6 protein-coding genes and 6 rRNA genes are annotated in these 16,592 nt (G+C 41.4%); 3 read left to right on the top strand and 9 right to left on the bottom strand.

Features of this window, described 5'->3' with window-relative positions:
• Positions 1–48 precede the first annotated feature (48 nt).
• The 4 genes from rrf (KTC94_RS16035) to KTC94_RS16020 all read right to left on the bottom strand — a co-directional run bounded on the left by rrf (KTC94_RS16035) (position 49) and on the right by KTC94_RS16020 (position 5,781).
• Positions 49–165, bottom strand: a 5S ribosomal RNA gene (rrf, locus tag KTC94_RS16035).
• Between the two features lie 116 nt (positions 166–281).
• Positions 282–3,207 (bottom strand): 23S ribosomal RNA (locus tag KTC94_RS16030).
• 292 nt (positions 3,208–3,499) lie between these two features.
• A 16S ribosomal RNA gene (locus KTC94_RS16025) occupies positions 3,500–5,017 on the bottom strand.
• Positions 5,018–5,586: 569 nt separating this feature from the next.
• Positions 5,587–5,781 carry an ATP-binding protein gene (locus KTC94_RS16020; RefSeq protein ID WP_258280785.1) on the bottom strand — a complete coding sequence of 65 codons (195 nt, stop codon included), beginning with the start codon at positions 5,779–5,781 and terminating at the stop codon, positions 5,587–5,589.
• 258 nt (positions 5,782–6,039) lie between these two features.
• On the opposite strand from KTC94_RS16020, the gene KTC94_RS16015 reads away from it, so the two are divergent.
• Together KTC94_RS16015 and KTC94_RS16010 are read left to right on the top strand one after the other, a co-directional pair.
• On the top strand, positions 6,040–6,324 hold the full coding sequence (locus KTC94_RS16015; protein WP_258280641.1) for a conjugal transfer protein TraX: 285 nt from the start codon (positions 6,040–6,042) through the stop codon (positions 6,322–6,324).
• Complete coding sequence (locus tag KTC94_RS16010) at positions 6,305–6,730, top strand: conjugal transfer protein TraX (RefSeq protein WP_258280640.1); 426 nt, start codon at positions 6,305–6,307, stop codon at positions 6,728–6,730. Before KTC94_RS16015 ends, KTC94_RS16010 begins: the two co-directional genes overlap by 20 nt.
• Before the next feature lie 69 nt (positions 6,731–6,799).
• On the opposite strand, the gene rrf (KTC94_RS16005) is transcribed toward KTC94_RS16010, so the two are convergent.
• From rrf (KTC94_RS16005) to KTC94_RS15995, 3 genes are all read right to left on the bottom strand, one after another.
• Positions 6,800–6,916, bottom strand: a 5S ribosomal RNA gene (gene rrf / locus KTC94_RS16005).
• A 116-nt stretch (positions 6,917–7,032) separates the two neighbouring features.
• Positions 7,033–9,958, bottom strand: a 23S ribosomal RNA gene (locus KTC94_RS16000).
• Positions 9,959–10,250: 292 nt separating this feature from the next.
• Positions 10,251–11,768: ribosomal RNA gene (locus KTC94_RS15995) — 16S ribosomal RNA — on the bottom strand.
• The 16S, 23S and 5S rRNA genes sit together here, the layout of an rRNA operon.
• Positions 11,769–12,734: 966 nt before the next feature.
• Here KTC94_RS15995 and KTC94_RS15990 point away from each other — a divergent pair.
• Complete coding sequence (locus tag KTC94_RS15990) at positions 12,735–14,597, top strand: glycoside hydrolase family 20 zincin-like fold domain-containing protein (RefSeq protein WP_220287781.1); 1,863 nt, start codon at positions 12,735–12,737, stop codon at positions 14,595–14,597.
• A gap of 159 nt (positions 14,598–14,756) precedes the next feature.
• Here the strand turns inward: KTC94_RS15990 and KTC94_RS15985 are convergent, their stop codons facing one another.
• Positions 14,757–14,939, bottom strand: a complete 183-nt coding sequence (locus KTC94_RS15985; RefSeq protein ID WP_165414411.1) for a hypothetical protein — start codon at positions 14,937–14,939, stop codon at positions 14,757–14,759.
• A 258-nt stretch (positions 14,940–15,197) separates the two neighbouring features.
• Positions 15,198–16,592, bottom strand: a complete 1,395-nt coding sequence (locus KTC94_RS15980; protein ID WP_216304473.1) for a glycosyltransferase — start codon at positions 16,590–16,592, stop codon at positions 15,198–15,200.

The raw sequence follows: 16,592 nt of genomic DNA, 5'->3' as shown, positions 1-16,592 counted from the left end.
TTTCATATAGTTTTTCAGTGGCCTCGTTAAACTTAGTGGTTTTTTCTTACCTGGCGACAACCTACTCTTCCACAAGGTCACCCCTGCAGTACCATCGGCGCATTGAAGCTTAACCTTCGTGTTCGGTATGGGAACGGGTGTTACCTTCATGCCATAATCACCAGATTGAGAATATAAATATTCTCTGAAAATTGCACAGTGAATTAGTCTTTTCGCTCACGCTCAAAGCCTCGCTTCTTTCTTACGAAAGAAGTATATCGCATTACTTTTAATTATATATTTAGGTCAAGCCCTCGACTTATTAGTATTAGTCAGCTGAACATGTTACCATGCTTACACCTCTAACCTATCAACCTGGTGGTCTTCCAGGAGTCTTACTAACATCGCACTTACGTGCGAGTTATGGGAAATCTCATCTCAGGGTGGGCTTCACGCTTAGATGCTTTCAGCGTTTATCCCTTCCAAACATAGCTACCCAGCGATGCCACTGGCGTGACAACTGGTGCACCAGAGGTTTGTCCATCCCGGTCCTCTCGTACTAAGGACAGCTCCCTTCAAATTTCCTACGCCCGCGACGGATAGGGACCGAACTGTCTCACGACGTTCTGAACCCAGCTCGCGTGCCGCTTTAATGGGCGAACAGCCCAACCCTTGGGACCTACTTCAGCCCCAGGATGCGACGAGCCGACATCGAGGTGCCAAACCTCCCCGTCGATGTGGACTCTTGGGGGAGATCAGCCTGTTATCCCCGAGGTAGCTTTTATCCGTTGAGCGATGGCCCTCCCACGAGGTACCACCGGATCACTAAGCCCGACTTTCGTCCCTGCTCCACTTGTAAGTGTCGCAGTCAGGCTCCCTTCTGCCTTTGCACTCTTCGCGCGATTTCCAACCGCGCTGAGGGAACCTTTGGGCGCCTCCGTTACTTTTTTGGAGGCGACCGCCCCAGTCAAACTGCCCACCTAACAATGTCCTGTGACCAGATTCATGGCCTCCAGTTAGAACCTCAGTACTGTCAGGGTGGTATCCCAAGGATGACTCCACACAGGCTGACGCCCATGTTTCTCAGTCTCCCACCTATCCTGTACAGACAATACCGAAATTCAATGCTAAGCTACAGTAAAGCTCTACGGGGTCTTTCCGTCCAATCGCGGGTAGCAAGCATCTTCACTTGCACTACAATTTCGCCGGATGTGTTGTTGAGACAGTGCCCAAATCATTACGCCATTCGTGCGGGTCGGAACTTACCCGACAAGGAATTTCGCTACCTTAGGACCGTTATAGTTACGGCCGCCGTTTACTGGGGCTTAAGTTCATACCTTCGCTTGCGCTAAGTAATCCCCTTAACCTTCCAGCACCGGGCAGGCGTCAGCCCCTATACATCAGCTTTCGCTTTAGCAGAGACCTGTGTTTTTGCTAAACAGTTGCTTGGGCCTATTCTCTGCGACCTACTTACGTAGGCACCCCTTCTCCCGAAGTTACGGGGTCAATTTGCCGAGTTCCTTAACAACAATTCTTCCGATGGTCTTAGGATTCTCTCCTCACCTACCTGTGTCGGTTTGCGGTACGGGCACCAATATCCTCGATAGAGACTTTTCTTGGCAGCGTGGAATCAGATACTTCAGGAATAAATTCCCTTCCCCATCACATCTCAGCGTTAAGAGCAAACGGATTTGCCTGTCTGCTCCGCCTAAATGCTTAGACACACATCCAATAGTGTGCACATCTTATCCTCCTGCGTCATCCCATTTCTAATAACGTCCATTGGTGGTATCGGAATATCAACCGATTGTCCATCACCTACGCCTTTCGGCCTCGGCTTAGGTCCCGACTAACCCTGAGAGGACGAGCCTTCCTCAGGAAACCTTAGGTTTTCGACCGTTAAGATTCTCACTTAACTCTCGCTACTCATGCCAACATTCTCACTTCTGTACCGTCCACCACTCCTTACGGTATGACTTCAGCCAGTACAGAAAGCTCCTCTACCGCGTACACAATTGTGTACACCCATAGCTTCGGTGGTAAGTTTTAGCCCCGGACATCTTCGGCGCAGGATCTCTTGACTAGTGAGCTATTACGCACTCTTTAAATGAGTGGCTGCTTCTGAGCCAACATCCTAGTTGTCTTAGAAATCCCACATCCTTTTCCACTTAACTTACACTTTGGGACCTTAGCTGATGGTCTGGGCTGTTTCCCTTTTGACTACGGATCTTATCATTCGCAGTCTGACTGCCGAAATAAAAGTATATGGCATTCGGAGTTTGATAGGGTTCAGTAACTGTTGTCAGCCCCTAGCCCATTCAGTGCTCTACCTCCATTACTCAATTAATCGACGCTAGCCCTAAAGCTATTTCGAGGAGAACCAGCTATCTCCGAGTTCGATTGGAATTTCTCCGCTATCCACAGCTCATCCCATGGTTTTTCAACACCAACGTGGTTCGGACCTCCACGGAATTTTACTTCCGCTTCATCCTGGCCATGGATAGGTCACCCGGTTTCGGGTCTACGACATGCAACTATGCGCCCTATTCAGACTTGGTTTCCCTTCGGCTCCGTACCTTAAGTACTTAACCTTGCTACATATCGTAACTCGTTGGCTCGTTCTACAAAAAGCACGCCGTCACACATATAAAGTGCTTCGACCGGTTGTAGGCACACGGTTTCAGGTTCTATTTCACTCCCCTTCCGGGGTTCTTTTCACCTTTCCCTCACGGTACTTCTTCACTATCGGTCACTAGGTAGTATTTAGCCTTGGGAGGTGGTCCTCCCAGCTTCCCACAAGGTTTCACGTGTCTCGTGGTACTCTGGATTAGATCTGACTGTTTTTCCTTTTCATTTACAGGCCTATTACCTTCTGCGGAGCAGCTTTCCAGCTATCTTCAATTAAGGAATTGCAGTATTTATGATCTATCCTCAACCCCCAGATCAAAGACCTGGGTTTGGGCTCTTTCCCTTTCGCTCGCCGCTACTTAGGAAATCGATGTTTCTTTCTCTTCCTCCGGGTACTTAGATGTTTCAGTTCCCCGGGTCTACCTCTGCATACCTATTTATTCAGTATGCAGTACATAGTTGTTACTATGTGGGTTCCCCCATTCGGAAATCTTTGGATCACAGGCTATTTGCGCCTACCCAAAGCTTATCGCAGCTTAACGCGTCCTTCTTCGGCTCCTAGTGCCAAGGCATTCGCCATGCGCCCTTTGTAGCTTGACCTTGATTCTGTCTATTTACATAGACGGTTATATTAATTTTGCGAAATTGTATTAAATTAATTTATAAACTACTTGCGTAGTTTTAATTTTTTTAAAACAACTTTTTTCACTGTGCAATTTTCAAAGAACATTTTAAGAAAAACTATTCATTATCTAACTCCTAAGAGTTAGATAAAATTAGTCTCTCAAAATTAAACAGAGAACTAGGTACGATTAATTACAATAGATATTTTTGAAGAACAAATTAATATTCTTCTATTGCATCGACCGAAGTCAATACATCTACTCCCTAGAAAGGAGGTGATCCAGCCGCAGGTTCTCCTACGGCTACCTTGTTACGACTTCACCCCAATCATCAATCCCACCTTCGGCCGCTGGCTCCTTACGGTTACCTCACGGACTTCGGGTGTTACCAACTCTCATGGTGTGACGGGCGGTGTGTACAAGGCCCGGGAACGTATTCACCGCGACATGCTGATTCGCGATTACTAGCAACTCCGGCTTCATGTAGGCGAGTTGCAGCCTACAATCCGAACTGGGATGAGTTTTTGAGTTTGGCTCCACCTTGCGGTCTTGCATCTCTTTGTACTCACCATTGTAGCACGTGTGTAGCCCTAGACATAAGGGGCATGATGATTTGACGTCATCCCCACCTTCCTCCCGGTTAACCCGGGCAGTCTCACTAGAGTGCTCAACTTAATGGTAGCAACTAATGATAAGGGTTGCGCTCGTTGCGGGACTTAACCCAACATCTCACGACACGAGCTGACGACAACCATGCACCACCTGTCACCCTGTCCCGAAGGACTTCGCCCATCTCTGGGTTATGCAGGGGATGTCAAGTCTAGGTAAGGTTCTTCGCGTTGCTTCGAATTAAACCACATGCTCCGCTGCTTGTGCGGGCCCCCGTCAATTCCTTTGAGTTTTAATCTTGCGATCGTACTCCCCAGGCGGAATACTTAATGTGTTAACGGCGGCACCGAGGTTCGACCCCCGACACCTAGTATTCATCGTTTACGGCGTGGACTACCAGGGTATCTAATCCTGTTTGCTCCCCACGCTTTCATGCCTCAGCGTCAGTTACAGTCCAGTAAGTCGCCTTCGCCACTGGTGTTCTTCCTAATCTCTACGCATTTCACCGCTACACTAGGAATTCCACTTACCTCTCCTGCACTCTAGACACCCAGTTTCAAATGCAGCACCCAAGTTAAGCTCGGGTATTTCACATCTGACTTAAATGTCCGCCTACGCATCCTTTACGCCCAGTAAATCCGGACAACGCTTGCCACCTACGTATTACCGCGGCTGCTGGCACGTAGTTAGCCGTGGCTTCCTCCTCTGGTACCGTCATTATCGTCCCAGAAGACAGAACTTTACAACCCGAAGGCCTTCATCATTCACGCGGCGTTGCTGCGTCAGGGTTTCCCCCATTGCGCAATATTCCCCACTGCTGCCTCCCGTAGGAGTCTGGACCGTGTCTCAGTTCCAATGTGGCCGATCACCCTCTCAGGTCGGCTACGCATCGTCGCCTTGGTGAGCCGTTACCTCACCAACTAGCTAATGCGCCGCGGGTCCATCTCAAAGTGGAATTTTCCGAAGAAAAATCCTTTGATGTTTCGATCATGCGACCAAAACATATTATGCGGTATTAATCTCCCTTTCGGGAGGCTATTCCCCTCTTTGAGGCAGGTTACCCACGTGTTACTCACCCGTCCGCCGCTAATCCACCCCGAAAGGTTTCATCGCTCGACTTGCATGTGTTAGGCACGCCGCCAGCGTTCGTCCTGAGCCAGGATCAAACTCTCAATTTAAAAGTTTACACTTTTTTAGTTGAAATGATTAATCTGCGACAACTGTTAAGTTGTTACGCAAGCTCATTACATACTTTTAGTCTTACGACTAAATTTTACTTTATACTAAAGTAATTAACTGGTTTAACGAAATATTATTTCGCTATCTTTACCTATTTCTCTGTTTAATTTTCAAAGACCAATTCGCTTTGTCATCATGTGACGACTCCTACTATATTACTATGTATTTCTTGTTTTGTCAACAACTTCTTTTAATATTTTTTAAACATATTAAATAGTTATCAACACTTAGTTTATCGTGCACTCGTTTGTGACGACAAGGAGTATTCTATCACAAGAATAAAAACCTATATTTAGCCTCCTTGCTGTATATCGCTATTATTCTTTATTTTCTCTATATTGATTCATAATTCTTTGTTTTGTTTATATTGACACACATGGTTAAGTATATGATAACATTTTTACATTTACGCATATAACTAATTTATTTATAAGCGTTATTAATACGTTTTTAGATTCTATACTTTTTAACCATATCAATAATGATCTATTCACTTCATTTAAACTATCTAAAAATTCTCTTTGAAAGTAATTATAAACTCTGTATATTCGTTATATATTGAATCCACATATATACCATGATCTAGTTTTTCACATAATTCTTTTGTTAAATACAACCCAAGGCCTGTAGATTTGGCATTATTTCTACCATTAGTTCCAGTAAACCCTTTTTCAAAAATTCTATTTAAGTCTTCTTTTTTTATACCACAGCCTTGGATACTTTATATATTACGTTATAACTCTAAAGTATGCTAAAAATATGATTATAAAATAACCTTTGGTACTGAAAAGAGGTATATACTACGCAAAGAATAATCAGCTACAATTTGCATAATATATGCTCTTTCTTATTTGCTGGGAGTATTACAAAAACGTAAGGGAAATGTAATGAAGTTAGATGGTTTCCGCTCTCTTTAAAATATATAATAGACACATAAGATAACAAAAAGGAGAATAAAAATATGAAAAAATTAGATGCATTTCAATTAAAGATTATAGCACTTATAGTAATGCTTATGGATCATTTATACTTCGCATTTGGACAAGTATTTCCATTATGGTTTCATCCATTATCAAGATTTGTAGCACCATTATTTGCATTCTTAATGGTGGAAGGATTATTTCACACAAAAAATAAATTTAAGTATAACATCAGATTATTTGGATGGCCTGTATTTATGCAAGCAGAAAATTTTGTAATAAATAGGGTTTTAGGATCAGCAGAGTTTGCCGTTCACAATAATTAATTTATTTGAATATAGTAAAAAAAATGTTGGCGCTAAAAAGACGGGATTAATAGTACTTGCAATAGTTCTTATTCCACTAGGAGTATTTACAGAGGGTGGTATTGTTTTGATACCATTTACATTAATAGCATATTTCTTTAGAGGCAATAAGAAAAGAGTTATAATTGGATGTGTAATATTATTCATACTTTTATTCTATATGAGTTATATCCCATACGAAACGCCACAAGAGACAATAAACATGTTAATGTTCAATTCAGATTTCTTATTTATTCTAGCAGCTCCATTTATGCTTTTATATAATGGAAAAAGAGGGGTTAACAATAAATTTAGTAAGTATTTATTCTACGTTTTTTATCCATTGCACTTATGGATATTAGCAATAATACAATTTCTATTGAAGTAAGATTTGTGGTACCTTGTGCCACCAGGACGAAATAAAAAACACTAAGTTATAACTTAGTGTTTTTTTCTTACCTGGCGACAACCTACTCTTCCACAAGGTCACCCCTGCAGTACCATCGGCGCATTGAAGCTTAACCTTCGTGTTCGGTATGGGAACGGGTGTTACCTTCATGCCATAATCACCAGATTGAGAATATAAATATTCTCTGAAAATTGCACAGTGAATTAGTCTTTTCGCTCACGCTCAAAGCCTCGCTTCTTTCTTACGAAAGAAGTATTTCGCATTACTTTTAATTATATATTTAGGTCAAGCCCTCGACTTATTAGTATTAGTCAGCTGAACATGTTACCATGCTTACACCTCTAACCTATCAACCTGGTGGTCTTCCAGGAGTCTTACTAACATCGCACTTACGTGCGAGTTATGGGAAATCTCATCTCAGGGTGGGCTTCACGCTTAGATGCTTTCAGCGTTTATCCCTTCCAAACATAGCTACCCAGCGATGCCACTGGCGTGACAACTGGTGCACCAGAGGTTTGTCCATCCCGGTCCTCTCGTACTAAGGACAGCTCCCTTCAAATTTCCTACGCCCGCGACGGATAGGGACCGAACTGTCTCACGACGTTCTGAACCCAGCTCGCGTGCCGCTTTAATGGGCGAACAGCCCAACCCTTGGGACCTACTTCAGCCCCAGGATGCGACGAGCCGACATCGAGGTGCCAAACCTCCCCGTCGATGTGGACTCTTGGGGGAGATCAGCCTGTTATCCCCGAGGTAGCTTTTATCCGTTGAGCGATGGCCCTCCCACGAGGTACCACCGGATCACTAAGCCCGACTTTCGTCCCTGCTCCACTTGTAAGTGTCGCAGTCAGGCTCCCTTCTGCCTTTGCACTCTTCGCGCGATTTCCAACCGCGCTGAGGGAACCTTTGGGCGCCTCCGTTACTTTTTTGGAGGCGACCGCCCCAGTCAAACTGCCCACCTAACAATGTCCTGTGACCAGATTCATGGCCTCCAGTTAGAACCTCAGTACTGTCAGGGTGGTATCCCAAGGATGACTCCACACAGGCTGACGCCCATGTTTCTCAGTCTCCCACCTATCCTGTACAGACAATACCGAAATTCAATGCTAAGCTACAGTAAAGCTCTACGGGGTCTTTCCGTCCAATCGCGGGTAGCAAGCATCTTCACTTGCACTACAATTTCGCCGGATGTGTTGTTGAGACAGTGCCCAAATCATTACGCCATTCGTGCGGGTCGGAACTTACCCGACAAGGAATTTCGCTACCTTAGGACCGTTATAGTTACGGCCGCCGTTTACTGGGGCTTAAGTTCATACCTTCGCTTGCGCTAAGTAATCCCCTTAACCTTCCAGCACCGGGCAGGCGTCAGCCCCTATACATCAGCTTTCGCTTTAGCAGAGACCTGTGTTTTTGCTAAACAGTTGCTTGGGCCTATTCTCTGCGACCTACTTACGTAGGCACCCCTTCTCCCGAAGTTACGGGGTCAATTTGCCGAGTTCCTTAACAACAATTCTTCCGATGGTCTTAGGATTCTCTCCTCACCTACCTGTGTCGGTTTGCGGTACGGGCACCAATATCCTCGATAGAGACTTTTCTTGGCAGCGTGGAATCAGATACTTCAGGAATAAATTCCCTTCCCCATCACATCTCAGCGTTAAGAGCAAACGGATTTGCCTGTCTGCTCCGCCTAAATGCTTAGACACACATCCAATAGTGTGCACATCTTATCCTCCTGCGTCATCCCATTTCTAATAACGTCCATTGGTGGTATCGGAATATCAACCGATTGTCCATCACCTACGCCTTTCGGCCTCGGCTTAGGTCCCGACTAACCCTGAGAGGACGAGCCTTCCTCAGGAAACCTTAGGTTTTCGACCGTTAAGATTCTCACTTAACTCTCGCTACTCATGCCAACATTCTCACTTCTGTACCGTCCACCACTCCTTACGGTATGACTTCAGCCAGTACAGAAAGCTCCTCTACCGCGTACACAATTGTGTACACCCATAGCTTCGGTGGTAAGTTTTAGCCCCGGACATCTTCGGCGCAGGATCTCTTGACTAGTGAGCTATTACGCACTCTTTAAATGAGTGGCTGCTTCTGAGCCAACATCCTAGTTGTCTTAGAAATCCCACATCCTTTTCCACTTAACTTACACTTTGGGACCTTAGCTGATGGTCTGGGCTGTTTCCCTTTTGACTACGGATCTTATCATTCGCAGTCTGACTGCCGAAATAAAAGTATATGGCATTCGGAGTTTGATAGGGTTCAGTAACTGTTGTCAGCCCCTAGCCCATTCAGTGCTCTACCTCCATTACTCAATTAATCGACGCTAGCCCTAAAGCTATTTCGAGGAGAACCAGCTATCTCCGAGTTCGATTGGAATTTCTCCGCTATCCACAGCTCATCCCATGGTTTTTCAACACCAACGTGGTTCGGACCTCCACGGAATTTTACTTCCGCTTCATCCTGGCCATGGATAGGTCACCCGGTTTCGGGTCTACGACATGCAACTATGCGCCCTATTCAGACTTGGTTTCCCTTCGGCTCCGTACCTTAAGTACTTAACCTTGCTACATATCGTAACTCGTTGGCTCGTTCTACAAAAAGCACGCCGTCACACATATAAAGTGCTTCGACCGGTTGTAGGCACACGGTTTCAGGTTCTATTTCACTCCCCTTCCGGGGTTCTTTTCACCTTTCCCTCACGGTACTTCTTCACTATCGGTCACTAGGTAGTATTTAGCCTTGGGAGGTGGTCCTCCCAGCTTCCCACAAGGTTTCACGTGTCTCGTGGTACTCTGGATTAGATCTGACTGTTTTTCCTTTTCATTTACAGGCCTATTACCTTCTGCGGAGCAGCTTTCCAGCTATCTTCAATTAAGGAATTGCAGTATTTATGATCTATCCTCAACCCCCAGATCAAAGACCTGGGTTTGGGCTCTTTCCCTTTCGCTCGCCGCTACTTAGGAAATCGATGTTTCTTTCTCTTCCTCCGGGTACTTAGATGTTTCAGTTCCCCGGGTCTACCTCTGCATACCTATTTATTCAGTATGCAGTACATAGTTGTTACTATGTGGGTTCCCCCATTCGGAAATCTTTGGATCACAGGCTATTTGCGCCTACCCAAAGCTTATCGCAGCTTAACGCGTCCTTCTTCGGCTCCTAGTGCCAAGGCATTCGCCATGCGCCCTTTGTAGCTTGACCTTGATTCTGTCTATTTACATAGACGGTTATATTAATTTTGCGAAATTGTATTAAATTAATTTATAAACTACTTGCGTAGTTTTAATTTTTTTAAAACAACTTTTTTCACTGTGCAATTTTCAAAGAACATTTTAAGAAAAACTATTCATTATCTAACTCCTAAGAGTTAGATAAAATTAGTCTCTCAAAATTAAACAGAGAACTAGGTACGATTAATTACAATAGATATTTTTGAAGAACAAATTAATATTCTTCTATTGCATCGACCGAAGTCAATACATCTACTCCCTAGAAAGGAGGTGATCCAGCCGCAGGTTCTCCTACGGCTACCTTGTTACGACTTCACCCCAATCATCAATCCCACCTTCGGCCGCTGGCTCCTTACGGTTACCTCACGGACTTCGGGTGTTACCAACTCTCATGGTGTGACGGGCGGTGTGTACAAGGCCCGGGAACGTATTCACCGCGACATGCTGATTCGCGATTACTAGCAACTCCGGCTTCATGTAGGCGAGTTGCAGCCTACAATCCGAACTGGGATGAGTTTTTGAGTTTGGCTCCACCTTGCGGTCTTGCATCTCTTTGTACTCACCATTGTAGCACGTGTGTAGCCCTAGACATAAGGGGCATGATGATTTGACGTCATCCCCACCTTCCTCCCGGTTAACCCGGGCAGTCTCACTAGAGTGCTCAACTTAATGGTAGCAACTAATGATAAGGGTTGCGCTCGTTGCGGGACTTAACCCAACATCTCACGACACGAGCTGACGACAACCATGCACCACCTGTCACCCTGTCCCGAAGGACTTCGCCCATCTCTGGGTTATGCAGGGGATGTCAAGTCTAGGTAAGGTTCTTCGCGTTGCTTCGAATTAAACCACATGCTCCGCTGCTTGTGCGGGCCCCCGTCAATTCCTTTGAGTTTTAATCTTGCGATCGTACTCCCCAGGCGGAATACTTAATGTGTTAACGGCGGCACCGAGGTTCGACCCCCGACACCTAGTATTCATCGTTTACGGCGTGGACTACCAGGGTATCTAATCCTGTTTGCTCCCCACGCTTTCATGCCTCAGCGTCAGTTACAGTCCAGTAAGTCGCCTTCGCCACTGGTGTTCTTCCTAATCTCTACGCATTTCACCGCTACACTAGGAATTCCACTTACCTCTCCTGCACTCTAGACACCCAGTTTCAAATGCAGCACCCAAGTTAAGCTCGGGTATTTCACATCTGACTTAAATGTCCGCCTACGCATCCTTTACGCCCAGTAAATCCGGACAACGCTTGCCACCTACGTATTACCGCGGCTGCTGGCACGTAGTTAGCCGTGGCTTCCTCCTCTGGTACCGTCATTATCGTCCCAGAAGACAGAACTTTACAACCCGAAGGCCTTCATCATTCACGCGGCGTTGCTGCGTCAGGGTTTCCCCCATTGCGCAATATTCCCCACTGCTGCCTCCCGTAGGAGTCTGGACCGTGTCTCAGTTCCAATGTGGCCGATCACCCTCTCAGGTCGGCTACGCATCGTCGCCTTGGTGAGCCGTTACCTCACCAACTAGCTAATGCGCCGCGGGTCCATCTCAAAGTGGAATTTTCCGAAGAAAAATCCTTTGATGTTTCGATCATGCGACCAAAACATATTATGCGGTATTAATCTCCCTTTCGGGAGGCTATTCCCCTCTTTGAGGCAGGTTACCCACGTGTTACTCACCCGTCCGCCGCTAATCCACCCCGAAAGGTTTCATCGCTCGACTTGCATGTGTTAGGCACGCCGCCAGCGTTCGTCCTGAGCCAGGATCAAACTCTCAATTTAAAAGTTTACACTTTTTTAGTTGAAATGATTAATCTGCGACAACTGTTAAGTTGTTACGCAAGCTCATTACATACTTTTAGTCTTACGACTAAATTTTACTTTATACTAAAGTAATTAACTGGTTTAACGAAATATTATTTCGCTATCTTTACCTATTTCTCTGTTTAATTTTCAAAGACCAATTCGCTTTGTCATCATGTGACGACTTCTACTATATTACTAGGTATTTCTTGTTTTGTCAACATTTTTTTAATTTATTTTCATTTGAAAACATACTAAATAGTTATCAACAGTTAGCTTATCGTGCCACTCGTTTGTGACGACAAGGAGTATTCTATCATATAAATAAGGTCATAATTTCACAATATAGGTACTCTAGCTAGATTATATTCATTTTTCTACATGTAAGTCTAAATAATTCAATATTTCGCATCCAGATACACATGGCTAAGTATTATCAATACATTTCAAAATCAACTCTATTAGTATCAATATATAATATCTTACCGTTTTATATATTGATAACACATTTTTTATTTCTTTTAACAAGATGCATTTATAATAGACACATATAATGTAGAAAGTTAACATATACGCTTTTACTATATATGTAGTTTATTTTTACACAAATGTTAATATAAACACTTCTAAGTCTTAGACTATGGCTTGAAACCGTATCCTTGTTATTAATTGCTTTTGGTAATTTTTTTATTATCTATAAGTCTATTGATTTCTTCTCCAATATGGTATAGCGTAGAGAAGTAGGTAAGAGTTTGATTTAAAATATTTTTTGTTCATTTTATTAGCATCTTTTTATATAAAGTTTATCGCAAAACTATTATAAAATGGATGCTTTTATTTTATAGATATTTTTCTCTATAATACTCAGTAAAATCGGGATTTATTACCCTAGTTAAGGGCTAGTAACCCGGATTCTAATCAAACAAAATTTAGGGAGTGTACAATATGTTTTTAATACCAAGTCCAAAACAATTAGAACTAAATAAAGGTACATTGCAACTTAGACGTGATACGGAGATAGTCTTAGATTACCAATGTGATTTTGATGACTTAAATGCCGCGATTGTATTACAAGATGAAATTCAGCAACAATTAGGCTTCAAATTAGTAATAAATAAGGCCTTTGATTGCCATAATGATAAAACCGTAATTAGATTTAAAAAAGTATCAGGTCCAAAAGAGGCTTACACCTTAATTATTGGTGGAACCTGCATCGAAATATGTGCTGCTACTTCCATAGGCATATTTTATGGAGTACAGACATTTAGACAAATTATTAGGCAAAATGGAACTTTACTTCCAAATCTCAAAATTGAAGACGAGCCATATTTTACTAACCGTGGGTTCTATCATGATGTTACAAGAGGCAAGGTACCAACACTTGAAATGCTTATGGAACTAGTTGACAGGGCAGCTTTTTATAAAATTAATCAGTTGCAATTGTATATAGAACATACTTTTGCATTTAAAGGCATGAGTGAAATATGGATGGACAAAGATCCACTAACAGCGGAGGAAATATTAATACTTGACCAATATTGCAAAAAAAGGCATGTTGAATTAATCCCATCCTTGTCTACCTTCGGGCATATGTATGAGGTGCTTAGGTCAAAGTCCTTCAATGAATTGTGTGAGCTAGAAAACAGTGAGGGAGGCGAGTACTCTTTTGGTCATAGAATGGTTTCACACACACTGGATGCAACTAATGAAGGTAGCATAAAACTAGTTGAAGAAATGCTAATGCAATATATACCGCTATTTAGCTCAGACACATTCAATATATGCTGTGATGAAACCTTTGATTTAGGAAAGGGTAAAAGTAAAGCCAAAGCCGATGAAGTTGGGGTTGGAATGTTATATGTTGAATTTTTGAACAAAGTAATAGATATAGTCAAGAAAAAAGGCAAGAAGGTTATGTTCTGGGGGGATGTGATTTTACATCATCCTGAACTTTTAAATAATATAAGTAAGGATGCCATATGTCTTAATTGGGACTATAACGAAAATGCCAAAGAGGATGGCACAAAAGCAATAACTGAGTCAGGTATGGAGCAGTACGTGTGCCCAGGTGTATGGGGATGGAATCAACTAGTGAACAAAGTCGATAAGGGTTTTGAGAATATTAAAAGAATGGTAGCCTATGGTGTTAAATATGGTGCAACAGGCGTTCTCAATACTGACTGGGGAGATTTTGGTCATATAAATTTTTTAAGTAGCTCAATTCCAGGCATGGCATACGGAGCGTCCTTATCATGGAACCCAGATGGCGAGAAAGAGTTTGAAAATGTATTTAAAGCGTTGTCCTTAATAGAGTATGGTGATGACTCACTTGAACTCGTGTCTCTACTTAATAAATTATCCAAGGAGCAGATCGTAGGCTGGTATGAACTAGTCGAATGGAAAGAAAATCATTGTAAAAATTCAGATATTAAAGAAAGTTTCAGCGAGCTTGATTGGAAAAAGATTTTAGCTGGTTATGACATAGCTTGTGAAATAGAAAATAAGTTTACTACATTGTCTAAAAAAGTGTGCATAAACACCTTTGATCTGCAAGAATTTATTGTTTCAGCAAGGGCAATACAACTTGTGAATAGCTTTTTCCTAAATCTTTTGAAGAATGAGTATTCTAAAAATGATGTAGATACAGTATTTAGTCCAATGGATCTCGCAGAAAATCTCGAAGTATGGTTCTGTGATTATGCAAAAATCTGGAGGGCACGAAATAAGGAAAGTGAACTATATAGAATTAGAGAAATCATAGTTTATACTTGTAGATACTTAAGGGGAATATGCTTGGTAGCTTGCTAATAAGGTAGCTTGCTAATAAGTTATGTTATCTATAAAAAAATTAAGGTATTTCTTTGGTTTATCTTAACATAAAAATAATCCTCCCAAATTGGGAGGATTATTTTTATGTTTCAGACTGTTTACAAACAACTGACTCTAATATAATAGCTACATTATTTTTTAACACCAATCTATATCGCTATCATTATAATAAACCCTTAACCAGTCGCCATTTATTAAATTAACTTTAATTTCTATATCTTTCCCAGGCTCATTGTATTCTTGAAAACCCATAATACAATCTTTTGATTCTTTACTTTTTAGTTCTAAATAATCTTGAAATAATATTTCATGTTTATACATTTTTACTACCTTCCTTTAACCACTTGGTATTTAATTTTGCCACCTGATAATCTTTAATATTTATTTTTGTAATTATATCCAGTTTTGTTTACATTAATCATTATACACCATACGACAATTTGCAACAAAAATAAACTAGCTTAGCCTCAGATAGTCATAAATATTTCTATAAACGAAAAAAGTCTAACAATTACACTATGCCAATTTTCTCCTTGCTAAAAAATAGAGACTGCCAACATAGTTGTCAATCTCTGCACACTATACATTTTTTTGATATTTAGCTACATACTCGTAAGATAAGAAATACTCTTTCATATCTTTACCAACAATACCACAAATATTATTTAATAGCTGATCATCTTCCGGTGTTAATTCAGTACGATAATGAAATATATATGGATTACTATACCCACACTCATCGAATATTTTGCATATATCTGTTAAAGTAAAAAACTTATTATTATTTCTATTTAAAATAGAATTTCCGCTGTACATAAAGCTTCCTCTTAATAACTCTTTTATAACTGAATGATGCATTAAGTTAGGAATAGTCGCAATTATATATCCCCCAGGCTTCAAAAATTTTTTTATTTCATTTAGTAATGTCCAAGGGTCTTTACTTAGTTGAAGTCTATTGCCAAGAATTATATAATCAAAAAAATTTGTCTTGTCTTTTTTAAAGTTCATGCTATAATTTTCTTCAAAATCATCAGTTATTAACTCTAGAATTTTTCCACCTAGCCTCGCTACATGCTCATTTGTCTCTATACCATATATATCAGCGTTAGGGTACATATATTTCAACTTAAGTAGTGTAGCACCTAGCCCACAGTCAAACTCAAGAATATTTAGACCATTTTCTTTTGGCTCATCTATACGCTGTATTATGTCAAATTTTAATGTGCTGCCTACGTTAGAGTTAAACCCCCACTTATCCTCAATTTTTTTACGATTTGTCGTTAGTACATTATTAAATTCAGTATAATCTTTATTAAAAGATGAACTGCCAAAATGGTGTATGAAGCTGTCATTACAAAGCATCATCTTATATCCCAATTCTATAATTCTCATGCATAAATCATCATCTTCAAAATTTCCAGGTGAAAATTGCTCATCCATAACGCCAATCTTGTTAAGAACATCTCTCCTTATAAGCATGCAAAATGCCACAAGCCTTACTTTCCCCTCCCATTTCTCGGGGTTTGAAACATTATTAGCCTCAGCGAATGGAATCATATCTTTAACATCACTATAAGGCACACTTACAGACTGATAATTAGAACAATTATTAGTTATAGATGAAGTTGCTCCAACTTTATCATCACTGTAAAGACATATTTTAAGATTATCAAGCCACCTTGGAGTAACTACCGTATCATTATTCAAAAACAAAATATCATTTTCTTTGCCTGATGCAGCTATTCCAATATTACAGCCCTTTGGAAAACCTACATTTTCATCATTTAAAATAGATTTTATATCCTTCTGGTCTTTAAGCCATTCTCTTGTCCCATCAGTAGAATTATTATCTACAACAATTATTTCGTAGGTATTCTCTTTAGTGTATTTCCTTATGCTATCAACGCATTTGTGATTGTAAATAAGATTGTTGTAAGTTAAAATTATTATTGAAGTTTTCCTATTCTCAATCAT

Origin of the sequence: Clostridium sp. CM028 (genome assembly GCF_030585565.1) — a bacterium.
Taxonomy (GTDB): domain Bacteria; phylum Bacillota; class Clostridia; order Clostridiales; family Clostridiaceae; genus Clostridium_AD; species Clostridium_AD estertheticum_B.
The sequence above is the reverse complement of the archived record's forward strand: the minus strand, read 5'-3'. Positions and strand labels throughout refer to the sequence as shown.

Coding starts and splice junctions, on each gene's coding strand:
- KTC94_RS15980 (WP_216304473.1), bottom strand. CDS start 16,592: ATGATTGAGAATAGGAAAACTTCAATAATAATTTTAACTTACAACAAT.
- KTC94_RS16015 (WP_258280641.1), top strand. CDS start 6,040: ATGAAAAAATTAGATGCATTTCAATTAAAGATTATAGCACTTATAGTA.
- KTC94_RS15985 (WP_165414411.1), bottom strand. CDS start 14,939: ATGTATAAACATGAAATATTATTTCAAGATTATTTAGAACTAAAAAGT.
- KTC94_RS15990 (WP_220287781.1), top strand. CDS start 12,735: ATGTTTTTAATACCAAGTCCAAAACAATTAGAACTAAATAAAGGTACA.